Origin of the sequence: Roseomonas sp. CCTCC AB2023176, assembly GCF_042259275.1 — a bacterium.
Taxonomy (GTDB): domain Bacteria; phylum Pseudomonadota; class Alphaproteobacteria; order Acetobacterales; family Acetobacteraceae; genus Roseomonas.
Genome location: NZ_CP170086.1, coordinates 4,601,329 through 4,616,230, shown reverse-complemented (window position 1 = coordinate 4,616,230; position 14,902 = coordinate 4,601,329). Strand labels below are relative to the sequence as shown.

Annotated in this window: 13 protein-coding genes; 4 read left to right on the top strand and 9 right to left on the bottom strand. The window is 72.8% G+C overall.

The genetic code is table 11. The features are described 5' to 3' along the window. Window positions 1–46: 46 nt before the first annotated feature. The 3 genes from ACE7GA_RS23120 to ACE7GA_RS23110 are packed head-to-tail and all read right to left on the bottom strand — an operon-like array spanning window position 47 to window position 2,903. Window positions 47–922: an alpha/beta fold hydrolase gene (locus ACE7GA_RS23120; RefSeq protein ID WP_376092181.1), complete on the bottom strand. Its 876-nt coding sequence runs from the start codon at window positions 920–922 to the stop codon at window positions 47–49. A 17-nt stretch (window positions 923–939) separates the two neighbouring features. Next, the gene (locus ACE7GA_RS23115; protein ID WP_376092178.1) at window positions 940–1,125 is read right to left on the bottom strand and encodes a hypothetical protein; all 186 of its coding nucleotides are present in this window, start codon (window positions 1,123–1,125) and stop codon (window positions 940–942) included. Next, on the bottom strand, window positions 1,122–2,903 hold the full coding sequence (locus tag ACE7GA_RS23110) for a transglycosylase SLT domain-containing protein (protein ID WP_376092175.1): 1,782 nt from the start codon (window positions 2,901–2,903) through the stop codon (window positions 1,122–1,124). Before ACE7GA_RS23110 ends, ACE7GA_RS23115 begins: the two co-directional genes overlap by 4 nt. A gap of 233 nt (window positions 2,904–3,136) precedes the next feature. Between ACE7GA_RS23110 and dapA the strand changes: the two genes are divergently transcribed. Both dapA and smpB read left to right on the top strand, forming a co-directional pair. Then, window positions 3,137–4,015, top strand: a complete 879-nt coding sequence (gene dapA, locus ACE7GA_RS23105; protein WP_376092172.1) for a 4-hydroxy-tetrahydrodipicolinate synthase — start codon at window positions 3,137–3,139, stop codon at window positions 4,013–4,015. Window positions 4,016–4,022: 7 nt separating this feature from the next. Then, window positions 4,023–4,511, top strand: a complete 489-nt coding sequence (smpB, locus tag ACE7GA_RS23100) for an SsrA-binding protein SmpB (RefSeq protein ID WP_376092169.1) — start codon at window positions 4,023–4,025, stop codon at window positions 4,509–4,511. A gap of 30 nt (window positions 4,512–4,541) precedes the next feature. On the opposite strand, the gene ACE7GA_RS23095 is transcribed toward smpB, so the two are convergent. The 6 genes from ACE7GA_RS23095 to ACE7GA_RS23070 all read right to left on the bottom strand — a co-directional run bounded on the left by ACE7GA_RS23095 (window position 4,542) and on the right by ACE7GA_RS23070 (window position 13,870). Beyond that, on the bottom strand, window positions 4,542–7,658 hold the full coding sequence (locus tag ACE7GA_RS23095) for an efflux RND transporter permease subunit (RefSeq protein ID WP_376092166.1): 3,117 nt from the start codon (window positions 7,656–7,658) through the stop codon (window positions 4,542–4,544). Next, a complete protein-coding gene (locus ACE7GA_RS23090; RefSeq protein ID WP_376092163.1) occupies window positions 7,655–10,777 on the bottom strand; it encodes an efflux RND transporter permease subunit in 3,123 nt (1,040 codons plus the stop codon). Before ACE7GA_RS23090 ends, ACE7GA_RS23095 begins: the two co-directional genes overlap by 4 nt. Window positions 10,778–10,811: 34 nt before the next feature. Continuing rightward, window positions 10,812–12,182, bottom strand: coding sequence for an efflux RND transporter periplasmic adaptor subunit (locus ACE7GA_RS23085; protein WP_376092160.1), 1,371 nt, complete (start codon window positions 12,180–12,182; stop codon window positions 10,812–10,814). Further along, window positions 12,179–12,376 (bottom strand): hypothetical protein, encoded by a 198-nt coding sequence (locus ACE7GA_RS23080; RefSeq protein ID WP_376092157.1) that lies wholly within the window; start codon window positions 12,374–12,376, stop codon window positions 12,179–12,181. Before ACE7GA_RS23080 ends, ACE7GA_RS23085 begins: the two co-directional genes overlap by 4 nt. Before the next feature lie 76 nt (window positions 12,377–12,452). After that, window positions 12,453–13,457 carry an efflux transporter outer membrane subunit gene (locus ACE7GA_RS23075; RefSeq protein ID WP_376100490.1) on the bottom strand — a complete coding sequence of 335 codons (1,005 nt, stop codon included), beginning with the start codon at window positions 13,455–13,457 and terminating at the stop codon, window positions 12,453–12,455. Then, window positions 13,391–13,870, bottom strand: coding sequence for a hypothetical protein (locus tag ACE7GA_RS23070; RefSeq protein ID WP_376100579.1), 480 nt, complete (start codon window positions 13,868–13,870; stop codon window positions 13,391–13,393). Before ACE7GA_RS23070 ends, ACE7GA_RS23075 begins: the two co-directional genes overlap by 67 nt. Window positions 13,871–13,958: 88 nt before the next feature. Here ACE7GA_RS23070 and ACE7GA_RS23065 point away from each other — a divergent pair, with 88 nt between their 5' ends. After that, window positions 13,959–14,534, top strand: a complete 576-nt coding sequence (locus ACE7GA_RS23065; RefSeq protein ID WP_376092154.1) for an alpha/beta hydrolase family protein — start codon at window positions 13,959–13,961, stop codon at window positions 14,532–14,534. Beyond that, window positions 14,528–14,854 (top strand): hypothetical protein, encoded by a 327-nt coding sequence (locus ACE7GA_RS23060; RefSeq protein ID WP_376092151.1) that lies wholly within the window; start codon window positions 14,528–14,530, stop codon window positions 14,852–14,854. The genes ACE7GA_RS23065 and ACE7GA_RS23060 overlap by 7 nt, the downstream gene beginning before the upstream one ends. The last annotated feature ends 48 nt before the right edge of the window (window positions 14,855–14,902 follow it).

Sequence of the window (14,902 nt, the reverse complement as noted above, 5' to 3'; positions counted from 1 at the left end):
CAGGAACCCGATCCCCCCGAGGCTCGAGACGCCCCGCGCGACCCCCTCACGCGATGCCTTCGAGGAACGCGTCCACCGCCCGCACGATCTCCGGCTCGTTCAGCGTCGGTGCATGCCCCGCCCCGGGAAAGCGGATAAGGTCGAGGTCCGGCTTCTCCAGCAGCATGCGCGACACGGTGGGCCAGCGCAGGATGTCGCTCGCCTCCGCCCAGACCAGCGCCGTCGGCACCGCCGAGAGCCCGCGGAACACGTGCCCGAAATCCCCACCCCCGCCCCCCGCGGCGAAGGCCTGCGCGATCCGCGTGTCCCACCGCGGATGCAGCCGCCCATCCCCGCCGGCGCGGTAGGTCAGCCCCGCGAAGCGCAGCCACCCCGCCTCGTCCCGGATCGGCATCGTCGGGAACAGGTTCCGCAGATAGGCCACCGCGTCCTCGATCGCGGCAAAGCCCGGATCATGCCCCGCGAAGCCGCTGACGATGCCCATCCCGTCCGTCTCGACCCGCGGCCCGATGTCGTTCAGCAGCGCGCCCCGCAGCAGCCCGGGACGCACGAGCGAGAGGAACATCGTCATCAGCCCGCCGAAGGACGTCCCGACGCTCACCACCCGCGGCAGGTGCATCGCCGCGCAGACGTCGAGGATGTCGGACAGCACCGCCTGCGGCGTGTAGCGCGCGACCTCCGGCGCCCGGTCGCTCTCCCCGTGCCCCACGTAGTCCAGCGCCACGACGCGACGCAACCCCGCCTGCCGTGCCGCCAGTTCCGCGAAGTCATCCGCCGTCCGGCAGATCCCCGAAAGGCACAGCACCGGCGTCCGCGCCGGATCGCCCGCCCAGTCCACCGCGCGCAGCACGATCCCGTCGCGCGTCTCGACCCGCCAGATCGTCGCCCCCACGCTCAGCGGCCCCACGCTCAGCGGCCCCACGCTCAGCGGCCCCACGCTCAGCGGCCCGCACCCGCCGTCATGAACCGTGCCAGCGGATGCTCCAACCCCGCCGTCGCGTCGGACCGCGCGCGATAGACCATCACGTTCTCCACGACGCGCTGCACGTAGTTCCGCGTTTCGCTGAAGGGGATCAGCTCGATCCAGTCCACCACGTCCACGCCTTCCCCCGGCAGCCCGTTCACCGAGGTCCATTCCGCCGCCCGCGCCGGCCCCGCGTTGTACGCCGCCGCAGCGATCGCGAGGTTCCCCCGAACCGCGCCAGCTGGTCCGCGAGGTAGCGCGACCCCAGCCGGATGTTGTGCGCCGGATCGGTCCGCAGCCACCCCACCTGGTGCGGGATCCCCATCGCCCGCGCCGTCGCCGCCGCCGTCGCCGGCAGCAGCTGCATCAGCCCCTGCGCATTGGCCGAGGACACGACGTCCGCCTCGAAGTTGCTCTCCTGCCGCGTGATCGCGTTGGCGATCGCGGGTTCCAGGATGTCCGGCGCCATCGGATAGGGCGCGGGCCAACCCTCCGGCAGCAGCATCACCCCATCCACCCCCGCCCGTCGCGACACCCACACCGCGTGATCGGGCCGCCCCATCGCGTTCCCCAGGCGCGCGATCAGCACCCGGTCCGCCGCGTCGGGCGACAACTCCTCCAGCCGCAGCAGGAAGATCCGGGCCCGCCGCGCATCCCCGAGGTCGTAGAGCGCCACCGCCGCCTGCACCAACTCCCGCTCCGGGAACAGCCGCGTCGCCTCGGCGCTCGGCTGCTGCGGCACCGTTGCCCGGATGCGCGCGGACAACTGCGCCGTCGTCTCCCCCAGCGCCAGCGCCGACAACTGCCCGTAGAACGCCGTCGGCCAGGCCGCCGCGCCCTCGTGCAGCGCCCGGGCCCGCGACGCATCCGTCGTCGCCCGCGCCTCCCAATGCAGCGCCCGCGCCCGCGTGATGACGCTGCTGCTGCCTTCCCCGACCCGTGCGAAGTGCCGCGCCGCCGTCGCCGGCTCGTTCAGCCGCCGCAGCGCGACGAACCCCGCGAGGAACTCCGCCTCCTGCCGCGCCTCGGACGGCCCCGGCTGCCCATGCGCCGCCGCGACCTGATAGGCCAGCCGATCCTCCCCCGCCCGGAGCAGCCGGCGCACCAGGACCTGCCGCTCCGTCCAGATCCCCCGCGCCGCGTCCGGCGTCAGGTCCCGCTGCAACGGCGCTGCCGCCGCCCAGACCGCCGCCGCCTGCGCGTCCGCGCCCCGCCGCCGCAAGGCCCCCGCACTCGCTGCCAGGATCCCCAGGTCGTCCGACGCCGCCACCGGCTCCGCCCGGTCCGACGCGATCGCCAGCCGCGCATCCGCGACAGCCCGCCGCGCCGGATCCACGAACCCCGCCGCCCGCATCGCCGCCGCGGTATCCCGCGCCAGGAAGGCCCGGTCGAACCGCCGCCAGCGATCCTCCGCGGTCAGCGCCGCCGCGTTGCGCTCGGCAAACGTGTATTCGGCCGCCGCATCCCCGAACCCCGCCGCCCAGGCGTTGCGCAGCACCGCCGCCGCCTCGCCCGCGCGCCCCGCGCGGCTCAGCGCGTCCGCATGCCGCTGCGCCCCGTCCAGCGTCCGGTTCGGCACCCGCTCGAAATGCGCCAGGGCCCGCGAATCGTCCGGGTCCGTCGCCAGCGCCTCCTCCGCCCGCCGCGCCATCGTCTCCGGCAGCGGCCAGTCCGGGTTCTCCGCCAGCCAGGCCACGAGCTCCCCGGACGTCGCCTGCCCCCGCTGCGCCAGCCGCAGCCAGGTCACGATCTTCCGCACCAGCGGATCGGCGCCCAGCGCGGCCGCGTCCGCCTGCGGGAACCGCCCGCCATTGGCCAGGCCCAGCGCCGCCCGCCCCGCCGCCTTCTGCCCCTCCGTCGCCCAGGGCTGCGCCGAGGCCCCACCCACCGGCAGCGTCATGAGAAGGGCGGCCACGCCCGCGAGCAGCATCTTCCGCATCCCCGCCCTTCTACACGATCCCGCGCCGCACCGTCCCGCGCCGAAAACGTCCGGCGAACCGCCCGCCCGCAGCGGTCAGGGCGACGCCCCCCCACGGGCCGTCGCCCTTGTGCCGTCCGCCCCCGCCTGTAACCGGGTCGGCCGTACCCCATATCGCCGGTCCGCACCGGGCCCGAGGGGGCCGCCCCCACCCGGCCCAAGCCGGCCAGCACCGTCCAGGAACGCCGCCCCCCATGTTCAAGGGATCGCTCGTCGCGCTCATCACGCCCTTCACGCCCGACGGCGCGCTGGACGAGAAGGCCTTCGGCGACTTCGTGGCGTGGCAGGTCTCCGAAGGCACGCAGGGCCTCATCCCCGTCGGCACCACCGGAGAATCCCCGACCCTCTCGCACGACGAACACCACCGCGTCGTCGCGATCTGCGTCGAAGCCGCCGCGGGCCGCGTCCCCGTCATCGCCGGCACGGGCAGCAACAGCACGGAGGAGGCGATCAGCCTCACCCGCCACGCGAAGCAGGCCGGCGCCGACGCCGCCCTCGTCGTCACGCCCTACTACAACAAGCCGACGCAGGAGGGCCTCTACCTCCACTTCGCCGCTATCGCCGACGCCGTGGACCTGCCGGTCATCATCTACAACATCCCGCCGCGTTCCGTCGTGGACATGACGGTCGAGACGATGGCCCGCCTCGCCAGGCACCCGAACATCGTCGGCGTGAAGGACGCGACCGCGAACCTCACCCGCCCGCTCCACACCAAGTCCGCCTGCGGCCCCGACTTCTGCCAGTTGTCCGGTGAGGACCACACCGCGCTCGCCTTCCGCGCCGCCGGCGGCGTCGGCTGCATCTCCGTCACCGCCAACATCGCGCCACGCGCGCTGCGCGAGATGCACGATGCCTGGGAAGACGCCCGAATCGCCGACGCCATCGCCATCCAGGACCGCCTGACCCCCGTGCACGACGCCATGTTCTGCGAGACCTCGCCCGGCCCTGTGAAGTACGCCGCCTCGCTCCTCGGCCGCTCCACCGAGCACTGCCGCCTGCCCCTGGCCCCCGTCGCCGCCGCGCACAAGGACCGAGTCCGCGCCGCGATGACGCAGGCCGGCCTGCTCAACTGACCTCCTGATGGCAGATCCCAAGAAGAAGGGCCTGATCTCGCACGGCCTCGCCGCGCAGAACCGCAAGGCCCGCTTCGACTACAAGATCCTCGATACGGTGGAGGCCGGCATCGTCCTCCTTGGACCCGAGGTGAAGTCGCTCCGCGCGGGACGCGCGACCCTCTCGGAGGCCTATGCCGGCGAGCGCGACGGCGAGATGTGGCTCCTCAACTGCTACATCCCCGAATGGCAGGCCGGCTCCGTCGTCTCCCGCTTCGAGCCGCGGCGCCCGCGCAAGCTCCTGCTGCACCGCAAGCAGGCGGAATCCCTCGCCGGCGCCGTCACGCGCGAAGGTGCGACCCTCGTCCCGCTCGACATCCACTTCAACGACCGCGGCGTCGCGAAGGTCACGCTTGGCCTGGCCGAGGGCAAGACGAAGGCGGACAAGCGCCAGTCCATCGCCGACCGCGAATGGAAGCGCGACAAGGCCCGCGTCATGCGGAACAAGGGCGAGTAGCGCCCGCCCGCCGTAGCGGATACCGGGTGCCTACTCCGCCGCCGCGGGAAGCGCGTCCGGCTGCCGCTGCGCATCCCGCCACCGGATGCGATCCAGCGCGAGGTACACCACCGGCGTCGTGTAGAGCGTCAGCACCTGCGACACGATCAGCCCCCCGATGATCGTGATCCCCAGCGGCTGCCGCAGCTCCCCGCCCGTCCCGAACCCGATCGCCAGCGGGATCGCCCCGAACAGCGCGGCCAGCGTCGTCATCAGGATCGGCCGGAACCGCTCCCGGCACGCCAGAAGGATGGATTCCTCGCTCGACGCCCCGTGGTGGCGCTCATGTTCCAGCGCGAAGTCCACCATCATGATCGCGTTCTTCTTCACGATCCCCAGCAGCAGGATGATCCCGATCAGCGCGATGATCGTCAGCTGCGACCCCGTCACGAACAGCGCGAGCAAGGCCCCCAGCCCCGCCGTCGGCAGCGTCGAGATGATCGTCAGCGGGTGCACGTAGCTCTCGTAGAGCACGCCGAGCACCACGTAGATCGCGAAGAATGCCCCGAGGATCAGCAGCGGCATGTCCTTGTTGAAGGCCTGCGCCGTCGCCGCCGTCCCGCCCCACTGCGACCGGATCGTACCGGGCAGGCCGATCGAGCGCTCGAGGTCCATGATCCGCGCCCGCGCCTCCGCCAGCGGCATGTCGTCGTCGAGGTTGAAGGAGATCGCCGCGGCGGGCGACCCGCCCTGCTTCGTCACCACCAGCGGCGCCGCCGTCGCTTCGACGCGCGCCACGGCCGATAGCGGCACCTGCGTGTTCCCCGCCCCCGGCACGAAGACGCGCGTCAGGTCCGGCGGCCCGTTCTGCAGCCCCGGATCCACCTCCAGCACGACGCGGTACTGGTTCCGCGCCCCGTAGATCGTCGACACCTGCCGCTGCGAGAACGCGTTGTTCAGCGTCTGCGTGACCTCGGAGATGTCCACCTGCAGCCGCGCCGCGGCCTCGCGGTCGATCACCACCTGCGTCACCAGCCCCGACCGGTCCTGGTCCGACGACACGTCGTTGACGCCGGGGATGCCGCGCATGGCATCCGCCATCCGCAGCGACCATTGCCGCATCTCCTCCAGATCCGCGGAGAGCAGCACGTAGGTGAACCGCCCCGCCGTCTGCCGCCCGCCGACGAAGATGTCCTCGATCGGCCGCAGGAAGACGCCCGCGCCGGGGATGGTGTTCAGCGGCCGCCGGAGACGGTCGATGACCTGCGACGCCGTCAGCCCCCGCTCCTCGAACGGCTTCAGCGCGACGAACAACTGCCCGCGGTTGGACGACCCGGCCCCGCCATTGCTGCCGACGCTCGCGGAAACCGCGACCACGGCGGGATCGGCGCGGATGATGTCCACGACCTGCCGCTGCAACCGGTCCATCGTGGCGAAGGAGGTGTCCGGCGCCGCCTGGGTGTTCCCCGTCAGCACGCCGGTATCCTGCGGCGGCAGGAACCCCTTGGGCACCTGCACGTAGAGCCACACGCTCAGCGCCGCGAGCGCGAGCGTCGCCAGCAGCATCGTCCGCCGCCAGCGCAGCGCCACCGCGAGCGTCCGGATGTAGCCGCGGATCGTCGCCTCCATCCCCCGCTCGAACCACCGCGCGAGGAGGGAGGGCGGCTTCGGCGGTCGGTCCCGCTCCAGCCAGGCCGCCACCATCGGCGTCAGGGTCAGCGAAACGACGCCGGAGATCGCGACCGCCGCCGCCAGCGTCACCGAGAACTCGCGGAACAGCCGCCCGACCAGCCCGCCCATGAACAGCAGCGGAATGAACACGGCGATGAGGGAGACGGTGATGGACAGCACGGTGAAGCCGATCTCCCGCGCCCCCGCCATCGCCGCCTGCAAGGGGGCCAGCCCGCGCTCCCGGTGCCGTGCCATGTTCTCGATCATGACGATCGCGTCGTCCACGACGAAGCCCACGGAGATCGTCAGCGCCATGAGCGACAGGTTGTTCAGCGAGAACCCGAGCCACCAGATCACCGCCATCGTCCCCAGCAGCGACAGCGGCACCGCCGCGCTCGCCGCAAGGATCGGCGCGGTCCGCCGCAGGAACACCGCGACCACGAGCACGACGAGCGCGATCGAGATCGCCAGCGTCAGCTGCACCTCGTGCACGCTGGCACGGATCGTCGTGGACCGGTCGGTGATGACGTGCACGTCCACCCCCGACGGCACCCAGGACTGGATGCGCGGGATCGCCGCCCGGATGCCGTCGATCACGTCGATGACGTTGGCATCGGGTTGCTTGCGCACCATCAGCAGCACGGACGGCTTGCCGTTGTACCACCCGGCCTGCCGCCGGCTCCGCGTCCCGTCCGTCACCTCCGCGACGTCCGACAGCCGCACGATCGCCCCGCCCGAGGCCCGCACCACCACGTCCCGGTACGGCGCCGCGACCCGCATCGCGTCGTTGGTCCAGAGCATCGCTGCCTGCTCCGGCCCCTCCAGCATCCCCAGCGGCTGCGTCACGTTGGCTCGGGTGATGGCCACCCGGATCTGCTCCAGGGACACCCCGGCCCGCGCCGCCGCCGCTGGGTCCACCGCCACCCGCACCGCCGGCTGGTCGCCGCCGCTGACATCCACCTGCGACACGCCGGCCACCTGCGCCAGCCGCTGCGCGACGATGGTATCGGCCGCGTCATAGACTTGCGTCCCCGACAGCGTGTCGGAGGTCATCGCGAGGATCATCACGGGGAAGTCGGCGGGATTGATCCGCCGCAGGCGCGGCGGGTTCGGCAGCCCGCTCGGCAGGTCCTCCCGCGCCGAGTTGATGGCCGCCTGCACGTCACGCGCGACGCTCGCCTGCGTCCGCCCCAGGTCGAACTGCACGACGATGGTGGACGACCCCAGCGCGGAGTACGACGTCATCTCCGTCACGCCGGGCACCGTCCCGATCCGCCGCTCCAGCGGCGCCGCGACGGTCGAGGCCATCGTCTCCGGATTGGCCCCGGGCTGGCTCACCGTGACCACCACCGTCGGGATGTCCACCCGCGGCATCGCCGCGACCGGCAGCTTGAAGATCGCGAAGATCCCGATCAGCGCGATCCCGATCGCCAGCAGCGAGGTCGCGATGGGCCGGCGGATGAAGGGCGCCGACAGGCTCGCCGCCGACTGGTTCATTCCGCGGCCACCGTCGTCGGCCGATCGGGCGTCGCCTCACCCGGCCGGAACCAGCCCCGCACCCTCTCCAGCCCGAGGAACACCGCAGGCGTCGTGAACAGCGTCACGAACTGGCTCAGCAGCAACCCGCCGACGATGGACACGCCCAGCGGCAGCCGCAGCTCGCTCCCCGCCCCTTGCCCCAGCACCAGCGGCAGCGCCCCCAGCAGCGCCGCCAGCGTCGTCATCGTGATCGGCCGGAACCGCAGCAGGCAGGCCTCGATGATCGCATCCCGCGCCGCCGCGCCGCGCTCCCGCTGCGCCTCCAGCGCGAAGTCGATCATCATGATCGCGTTCTTCTTCACGATCCCCATCAGCAGCAGGATCCCGATGATCCCGACGACCGAGAGGTCGAGGTCGAACAGCATCAGCGCCAGCAGCGCCCCGATCCCCGCCGACGGCAGCGTGGACAGGATCGTCAGCGGGTGCACCACGCTCTCGTAGAGCACGCCCAGGGTGATGTAGATCACGATCACCGCCGCCAGGATCAGCCAGGGCTGCGACTGCAGCGCCGTGTTGAACTCCGCCGCATCCCCGGCGAAGCGCCCGATCACCGTATCGGGCATCCCGATTTCCCGCTCGGCGCGCGCGATCCCCGACACCGCCCGGTCTAGCGACACCCCCTCGGCCAGGTTGAAGCCGAAGGTGACCGCCGGGAACTGGTTCTCGCGGGACACCAGCAGCGCCCCGCTCCGCCGCTCGATCCGCGCGATCTCCCCCAGCGGGATCTGCGTCGCCGTCCCGTCGGAAGACCCCGCCACACGCAGCAGCCGCAGCCGCTCCGGGTCCTGCAGGAAGTCCTGCGACGCCTCCAGGATCACCCGGTACTGGTTGTTCTGCGCATAGATGGTGGAGATCTGCCGCTGCCCGAAGGCGTCGTACAGCGCGTCGTCCACCGCCTGCATCGTGACACCCAGTCGCCCCGCGCGCAGCCGGTCCACGTCCACCGCGATCCGCACCCCGTCCTGCAGCCGGTCGGATGTCAGGTCCCGCATCCAGGGCAGCGCACGCAGCGCCGCCTCCACCCGCGGCGCCCAGTCGCGCAGCGTCGCCCCGTCCGCGTCGGAGATCGTGTACTGGTACGCCGTCGTCGCCGCCCGCGCCCCGATCTGGATGTCCTGTACCGGCTGCATCACCGCGACGATCCCGGGGATCTGCGCCAGGCGCGGGCCCAGCCGCGCGACGATCGCAACGGCCCCGTCCCGCTCCTCCCGGTGCCGCAGCACCGCCGTGATCCGCCCCGTGTTGAGCGTCGCGTTGACCGTCCCCGACCCCACGATGGAGACGACGCTCTCCACCCCCGGATCGGCCCGGACCGCCTCCGCCACCTGGCGCTGCAACTCCGACATCCGCGCGAAGGAGACGTCCTGCGGCGCCTCCGTCGTGATCTGCACGATCCCCGTATCCTGCTCCGGCAGGAACCCCTTGGGAATGACGATGTAGAGCCACACCGTCAGCGCCACCGTCCCCAGCGCCACCAGCAGCGTCACCGCCTCGAAGCGCAGCGCGACGCGCAGCGCCCGCTCGTAGACCCGCAGCAGCCCGTCGAAGACCCGGTCAGACGACCGCGCGATCCAACCCTTGCTCTCCTCGCCGTGCGGCACCGGCCGAAGCAGCAGCGCGCACATCATCGGCGTCAGCGTCAGCGACACCACCATCGATACCAGCACCGCCGCTGTCAGCGTCCAGGCGAACTCCCGGAAGATCCGCCCGACCACCCCCTCCATGAACAGCAGGGGGATGAACACGGCGATGAGCGACACCGTCAGCGACACGATCGTGAAGGCGATGGTGCGCGCCCCCTCGAAGGCCGCCGCCAGCGGCCGCATCCCGCCTTCCATCAGCCGCACGATGTTCTCGATCATCACGATCGCATCGTCCACGACGAAGCCCGTCGCGATCACCAGCGCCATCAGTGACAGGTTGTCGAGCGAATACCCGAACCACGCCATCACGGCGAAGGTTCCGATCAGGGACAGCGGCAGCGACACCGCCGGCACGATCATCGCCCGCCCCGAATGCAGGAACAGCCAGATCACGCCGACCACCAGCACCGTGGACAGCACCAGCGTCATCTCCACCTCGGAGACGCTGGCCCGGATCGTCTCCGTCCGGTCCGACACGACGATCAACTGGATGCCCGCCGGCAGCCCCCGCGTCAGGTCGGGCAGGGTCGCCTTGATGCGGTCCACCGTGTCCACGATGTTCGCGCCGGGCTGCCGCTGCACGTCCAGCACCACGGCCTGCCGCCCGTCCACCCAGGCCGCGTTGCGGTTGTTCTCCAGGTCCTCGACCGCCTCGCCCAGGTCCCGCAGCCGCACCGGCGCGTTGGACCGGTAGGCGATGACGATGTCGGCAAAGTCCGCCGGCGCCTGGATCTGGTCGTTCGCCATGATGGTGGAGGCCTGGCGCGGCCCGTCGAGCGACCCCTTCGGCGTATTGGCGTTCGATCCCTGCACCGCCGTCCGCACGTCCGCCATCGTCAGCCCGTAGGCCGCGAGCCGCGCCGGATCCACGCGCAGCCGCACCGCCGGCCGCATGTTCCCCTGCACCGTCACCCGTCCCACGCCGAAGGACTGCGACAGCCGCTGCGCCAGCAGGGTATCCGCCGTATCCGAAAGTCGGGAGATCGGCAGCGTATCCGACGTCAGCGCGAGCGAGATGATCGGCGGATCCGCCGGATTCACCTTCGAATAGACGGGCGGGTAGGGCAGCCCGCTCGGCAGCACCCCCCGCGCCGCGTCCAGCGCCGACTGCACGTCCTGCGCCGCGTCGTCCAGGTCCTTCTCCAGCCGGAACTGCAACGCGATCCGCGAGATCCCCGGCCCCGACGTCGAGGTCATGACCTGCAGGCCGGCGATCTGCCCGAGGTTCCGCTCCAGCGGCGCCGTCACCAGCGTCGCGACCGTATCCGGCGAAGCCCCGGGCAACTGCGTCACCACCTCGATCGTCGGGAAGTCCACCTCCGGCAGCGACGACACCGGCAGCCGGAAGTACCCCCACAGCCCCACCAGCAGCAGCGCGATGGACAGCAGCGTCGTCGCCACCGGCCTCGCGATGAAGGGCCCCGAAATGTTCACGCGGCGCGCCTCACCGCGTCGCGCCTACGAGCGCTCATCGGGACGCCCCGCCCGCCGGCGCGGCCGGCGCCGTGGCATTCGGCGCCGCGGGATTGGCCGCCGCCGCCGGCGCGTTCCCCGCGCCCTCGGCCGCCCCGGCATTCCCGCCGTTCGCGGGCCGCCCCGCGCGCCCGCCTTCTCCGCCACCACGCCGCGGCCCGCCCTGGCCCGCCCCGCTCCGCACCGGCGGCGGCCCGTCCGACACCACGACCGCCGTCCCGTTGTTCAGCCGCAGCCCGCCCGAGGTCACGACCCGCTCCCCCGCCTGCACGCCCGTCCGGATTACCGCCTCGCTCATCGTCGTCTGCCCGACGGTGACGTTCCGCTGCTCGATCGTCTGGTCGTCCTTCACGATGAACACGTACGACCCCTCCGGTCCCCTCTGCACGGCGACCAGCGGCACCACCACGGATTGCGGCACCACCTCGATCCGGATGCGCACGTTCACGAAGGCCCCGGGCCAGAGCACCCGGTCCTCGTTCGGAAACGTCGCGCGGACGCGGATCGTGCCGGTCGTCGCGTCCACGGCGTTATCGACGGTCAGCACCGTCCCGCGGGACCGCGGCGCATCCCGCGCCTCGCCCGGCGCCGGCAGCGTCTCCACCGGCACCGGCCCCGCCGTCAGCGCCCGCCGCAGCCGCGGCAATTCCTGCTGCGGCACCGTGAAGTTCACCCCCATCGGCGCCATCCGGGTCACGGTCACCAGCCCATTCGTGTCGGACCCCCGCACGATGTTGCCCGCATCCACCTGCCGCAACCCGACCCGCCCCGCGATGGGGGACCGGATCGTCGCGAAGCTCAGCGTCGTCCGAGCGCTCTCGATCGCAGCCTCGTCCTGCCGGACCTGCGCCTCGTATTGCGCGACCTGCGCGCGCGTCGTGTCCACCTGCTGCTGCGTCGCACCGGAGGCCCGCACCAGCTGCTCGTAGCGCCGCAGGTCGTTCCGGGCATTCGCCAGCTGCGCCTCGTCCAGCGCCTTCTTCGCCGCCGCCTGCGCCAGGGATGCCTGCACCGCGCGGTCGTCCACCCGCGCGATCACCTGCCCCGCCTCGACCTCGTCGCCCTCGCGGAACAGCACCTCCGTCAGCTGCCCGTCGAGCTGCGTCCGGATCACCACGCTCTCCAGCGGCGTCACCGTGCCCAGCGCGTCCAGCGTCAGGTTCACGTCCCGCCGCTCGGCCGCCACGACCGTCACGGGAATCCGCGGCGCCCCGCCCCGCCGTCCCGGACCCGCCGCACCCTGCTCCGCCGGCGCCTGCCGGTGCGACCACCAGTACCAGCCGCCATAACCCGCGCCGCCCAGCACCAGCAGCACCAGCAGCCAGCGCAGCGCCCGCGCCCCGCGGCTCCGCCGCCGCACCGTCATCGGCGGCCCATCATGAGCAGGGGGAGCGCCGGGGCAGGGGAGGGGGCCTCGGCCGGCGCGGCCTTCGCCACCACCGTCTCCCGCACGCCGGCGCCGCGGCCTTCCGCGTCCCGCGCGGCCCCGCCCGTCACGCGCCCATCCGCGTCCCGTAGCGGCGCCCGCGCCGCGCCATCGGGAAATCCATCGCCGTTCATCGCCGGACCTCCGTCGCAGGCGTCGCCACCGCCGATCCCGGCGTAACCCCTTCGGGCGGCGGAAGGATGGCAACGCTCACGCCCGGCCCCCACCCCCGCCGAGGTTCCGGAACAGCCCCACCGCCGCCTGCAAACGCTGCAACTGCCCCCGGGTCAGGTTCCGCCGCGCCGTGAACACGGTGGTTTGCGTGTTCAGCAGCGTAATGAGGTTGATCGTGCCGCCCCGAAGCTGCTCCTCCGCGATCGCCTGCGCGCGTTCCGCGCGCGCCAGCGCCTCGCGCAGCAGCCGCTCCTGCTCCGTCGTCTCGCGCAGCGCGTTCAGCGCGGTTTCCGTGTCGGACAGCGCCGTCAGGATCGTCAGCCGGTAGTTCGCCAGCAATTCCTCGGACTGCGCCCGGCTCTGCTCCACCCGCGCCTGCCGCTCCCCCGCGTCGAACACGGTCTGCGCCAGCGACGCCAGGATCGAGTAGAACTGCGCCTCGGGCCGCAGCAGCGTCCCGATCAGCGCCGAGGTGAACCCGCCCTGGGCCGAGAGCGTCACCGTCGGGAACAGCGCCGCGCGCGCCACGGCGACGTTGGCGTTCGCCGACCGCAGGTCCGCCTCCGCGCTCAGCACGTCGGGGCGCCGCGCCAGCAGCTCGGAGGGCACGCCCGCGCCCACGGCCGGCACGGCCAGCCGGTCCAGCCGCACGTCGCCCACGCGCAGCGCCGGCAAGGCCGTTCCCGCCAGCGTCGCCAGCGCCGCCTCGTTCGAGGCAACGGTCTGCCGCAGCGGCGGGACCGCCGCGTCCTGCTGCGCCACCACCGTCTCCTGCTGCGCCAGGTCCAGCCCCGTCGCCGTGCCCGCCTCCACCTGCGTCCGGATCACCGCCAGCACCCGCCGCGCCGCCGCCAGGTTCGCCTCCTGGACCCGCAACTCCTCGCGCCCCTGCAGGATCGCGAAATAGGTGTTCGCGACGCTGGCCTGCGTCGTCAGCAGCACCGTCACGTAGCCGTAGCGCCGCGAGAGCGCCGTCAACTCGTTGACCGAGACGTTGTTCCGGACCCGCCCCCAGAGATCGACCTCGTAATCCGCGGACAGGTCGGCCTGGAACCGGTCCTGCCCCGGCAGCCGCCCGGCGCGCCCGCCGGCCGACCGGCTCCGCCCTGCGTCACCCCCGCGGTGACCTCCGGCAACAGCGCCGCACCCGCGATCCGCACCGCGGCATCGGCCTGCCGCACCCGCGCCGCCGCCGCCGCCAGGTCCAGGTTCGCGGAAGTCGCCCGTTCCATCAGCGCATCCAGCTCGGCAGACCCGAAGCCGCGCCACCACGCCGGGTCGGGCCGTGGCCCGTCGAACCCCGCCGCCTCGCGGAACCGGTCCCCCGCGCGGATGCGCGCCTCCGACTCGTCGGGACGCAGCCGGCAGCCCGCCGCCAGCCCCGCGACCAGCATCGCCCCCACCCCGCGCCGCGTCCGCGTCACGGTCCCAGCCGTCCCGATGATTCCACTCACGTCCACCAATCTAGACCGGATCGGCGCCCGGCCTATCCTCCGTTACGCTTCGGCACGCCTCATCGGCGGCCGGAAACGAGGAATTCTCATGGCTCAACGCGCCGGACGGGGCTCCGCCGCCCTACTTTCCCTGTCTCTCGTTCTCTTGTCGCTCGCCCTCTTGTCGCTCGTCGCCTGCGCCAGCGCGCCCCTCCCCACCGGCTCCGACATCGTCGCCGTCCCCGTTACGGAGGCCGACGGCACCGGCCGCACCATCCCCGCCCGCCTCTGCCGACCCACGGGCGGCGCGCCGGCGCGCCTCGTCGTCGTCAACCATGGCTCGCCCGGCACCGGCGCCGAGGCCCGTGCCCGCTACGGCCTCCTCCCCTGCACGCACGAGGTCGCGCGGTGGTTCACCGCCCGCGGCTATGCCGTGCTCGCCCCGCTCCGCCGCGGCTACGGCGCGGATCGCGGCCCCTGGTCCGAAGCCTACGGCGCCTGCGAGTCGCCGGACTACGCCCGCGGCGGGCGGGAGACCGCCCGCGACATCGCGGCCGGCATCGCTGCCGCCCGCACCATCCCCGGCCTCCGCCAGGACGGCATCGTCGTGCTCGGCCAGTCCGCCGGCGGCTGGGGTGCGCTCGCCGTCTCCGCCGACCCCCTCCGGGGGTCAGCGCCGTGGTGAACGTCGCTGGTGGCCGCGGCGGCCAGCGCGGCAACCGCCCGAACGACAATTGCCGCCCCGACCGCCTCATGGCCGACGCCGGGGCCCTCGCTCCTCGCTCCCGCCGCGTCCCGACCCTCTGGATCTACACGGCGAACGACACCTTCTTCGCCCCAGCGATCGCCCGCGGGATGCACGCCGCCTACACCGCCGCGGGCGGAGAGGCCGAACTCCGCATCCTCCCGCCCTGGGGCAATGACGGCCACGACATGTTCTACGGCCCCGGCGGCTCCGACAGCTGGGGTCCCATCGTCCAGGCCTTCCTCACAGCCCATCCCTGACCGCCCATCCCTGACCGCCACTCCATGACCGCCCATCCCTGACCGCCA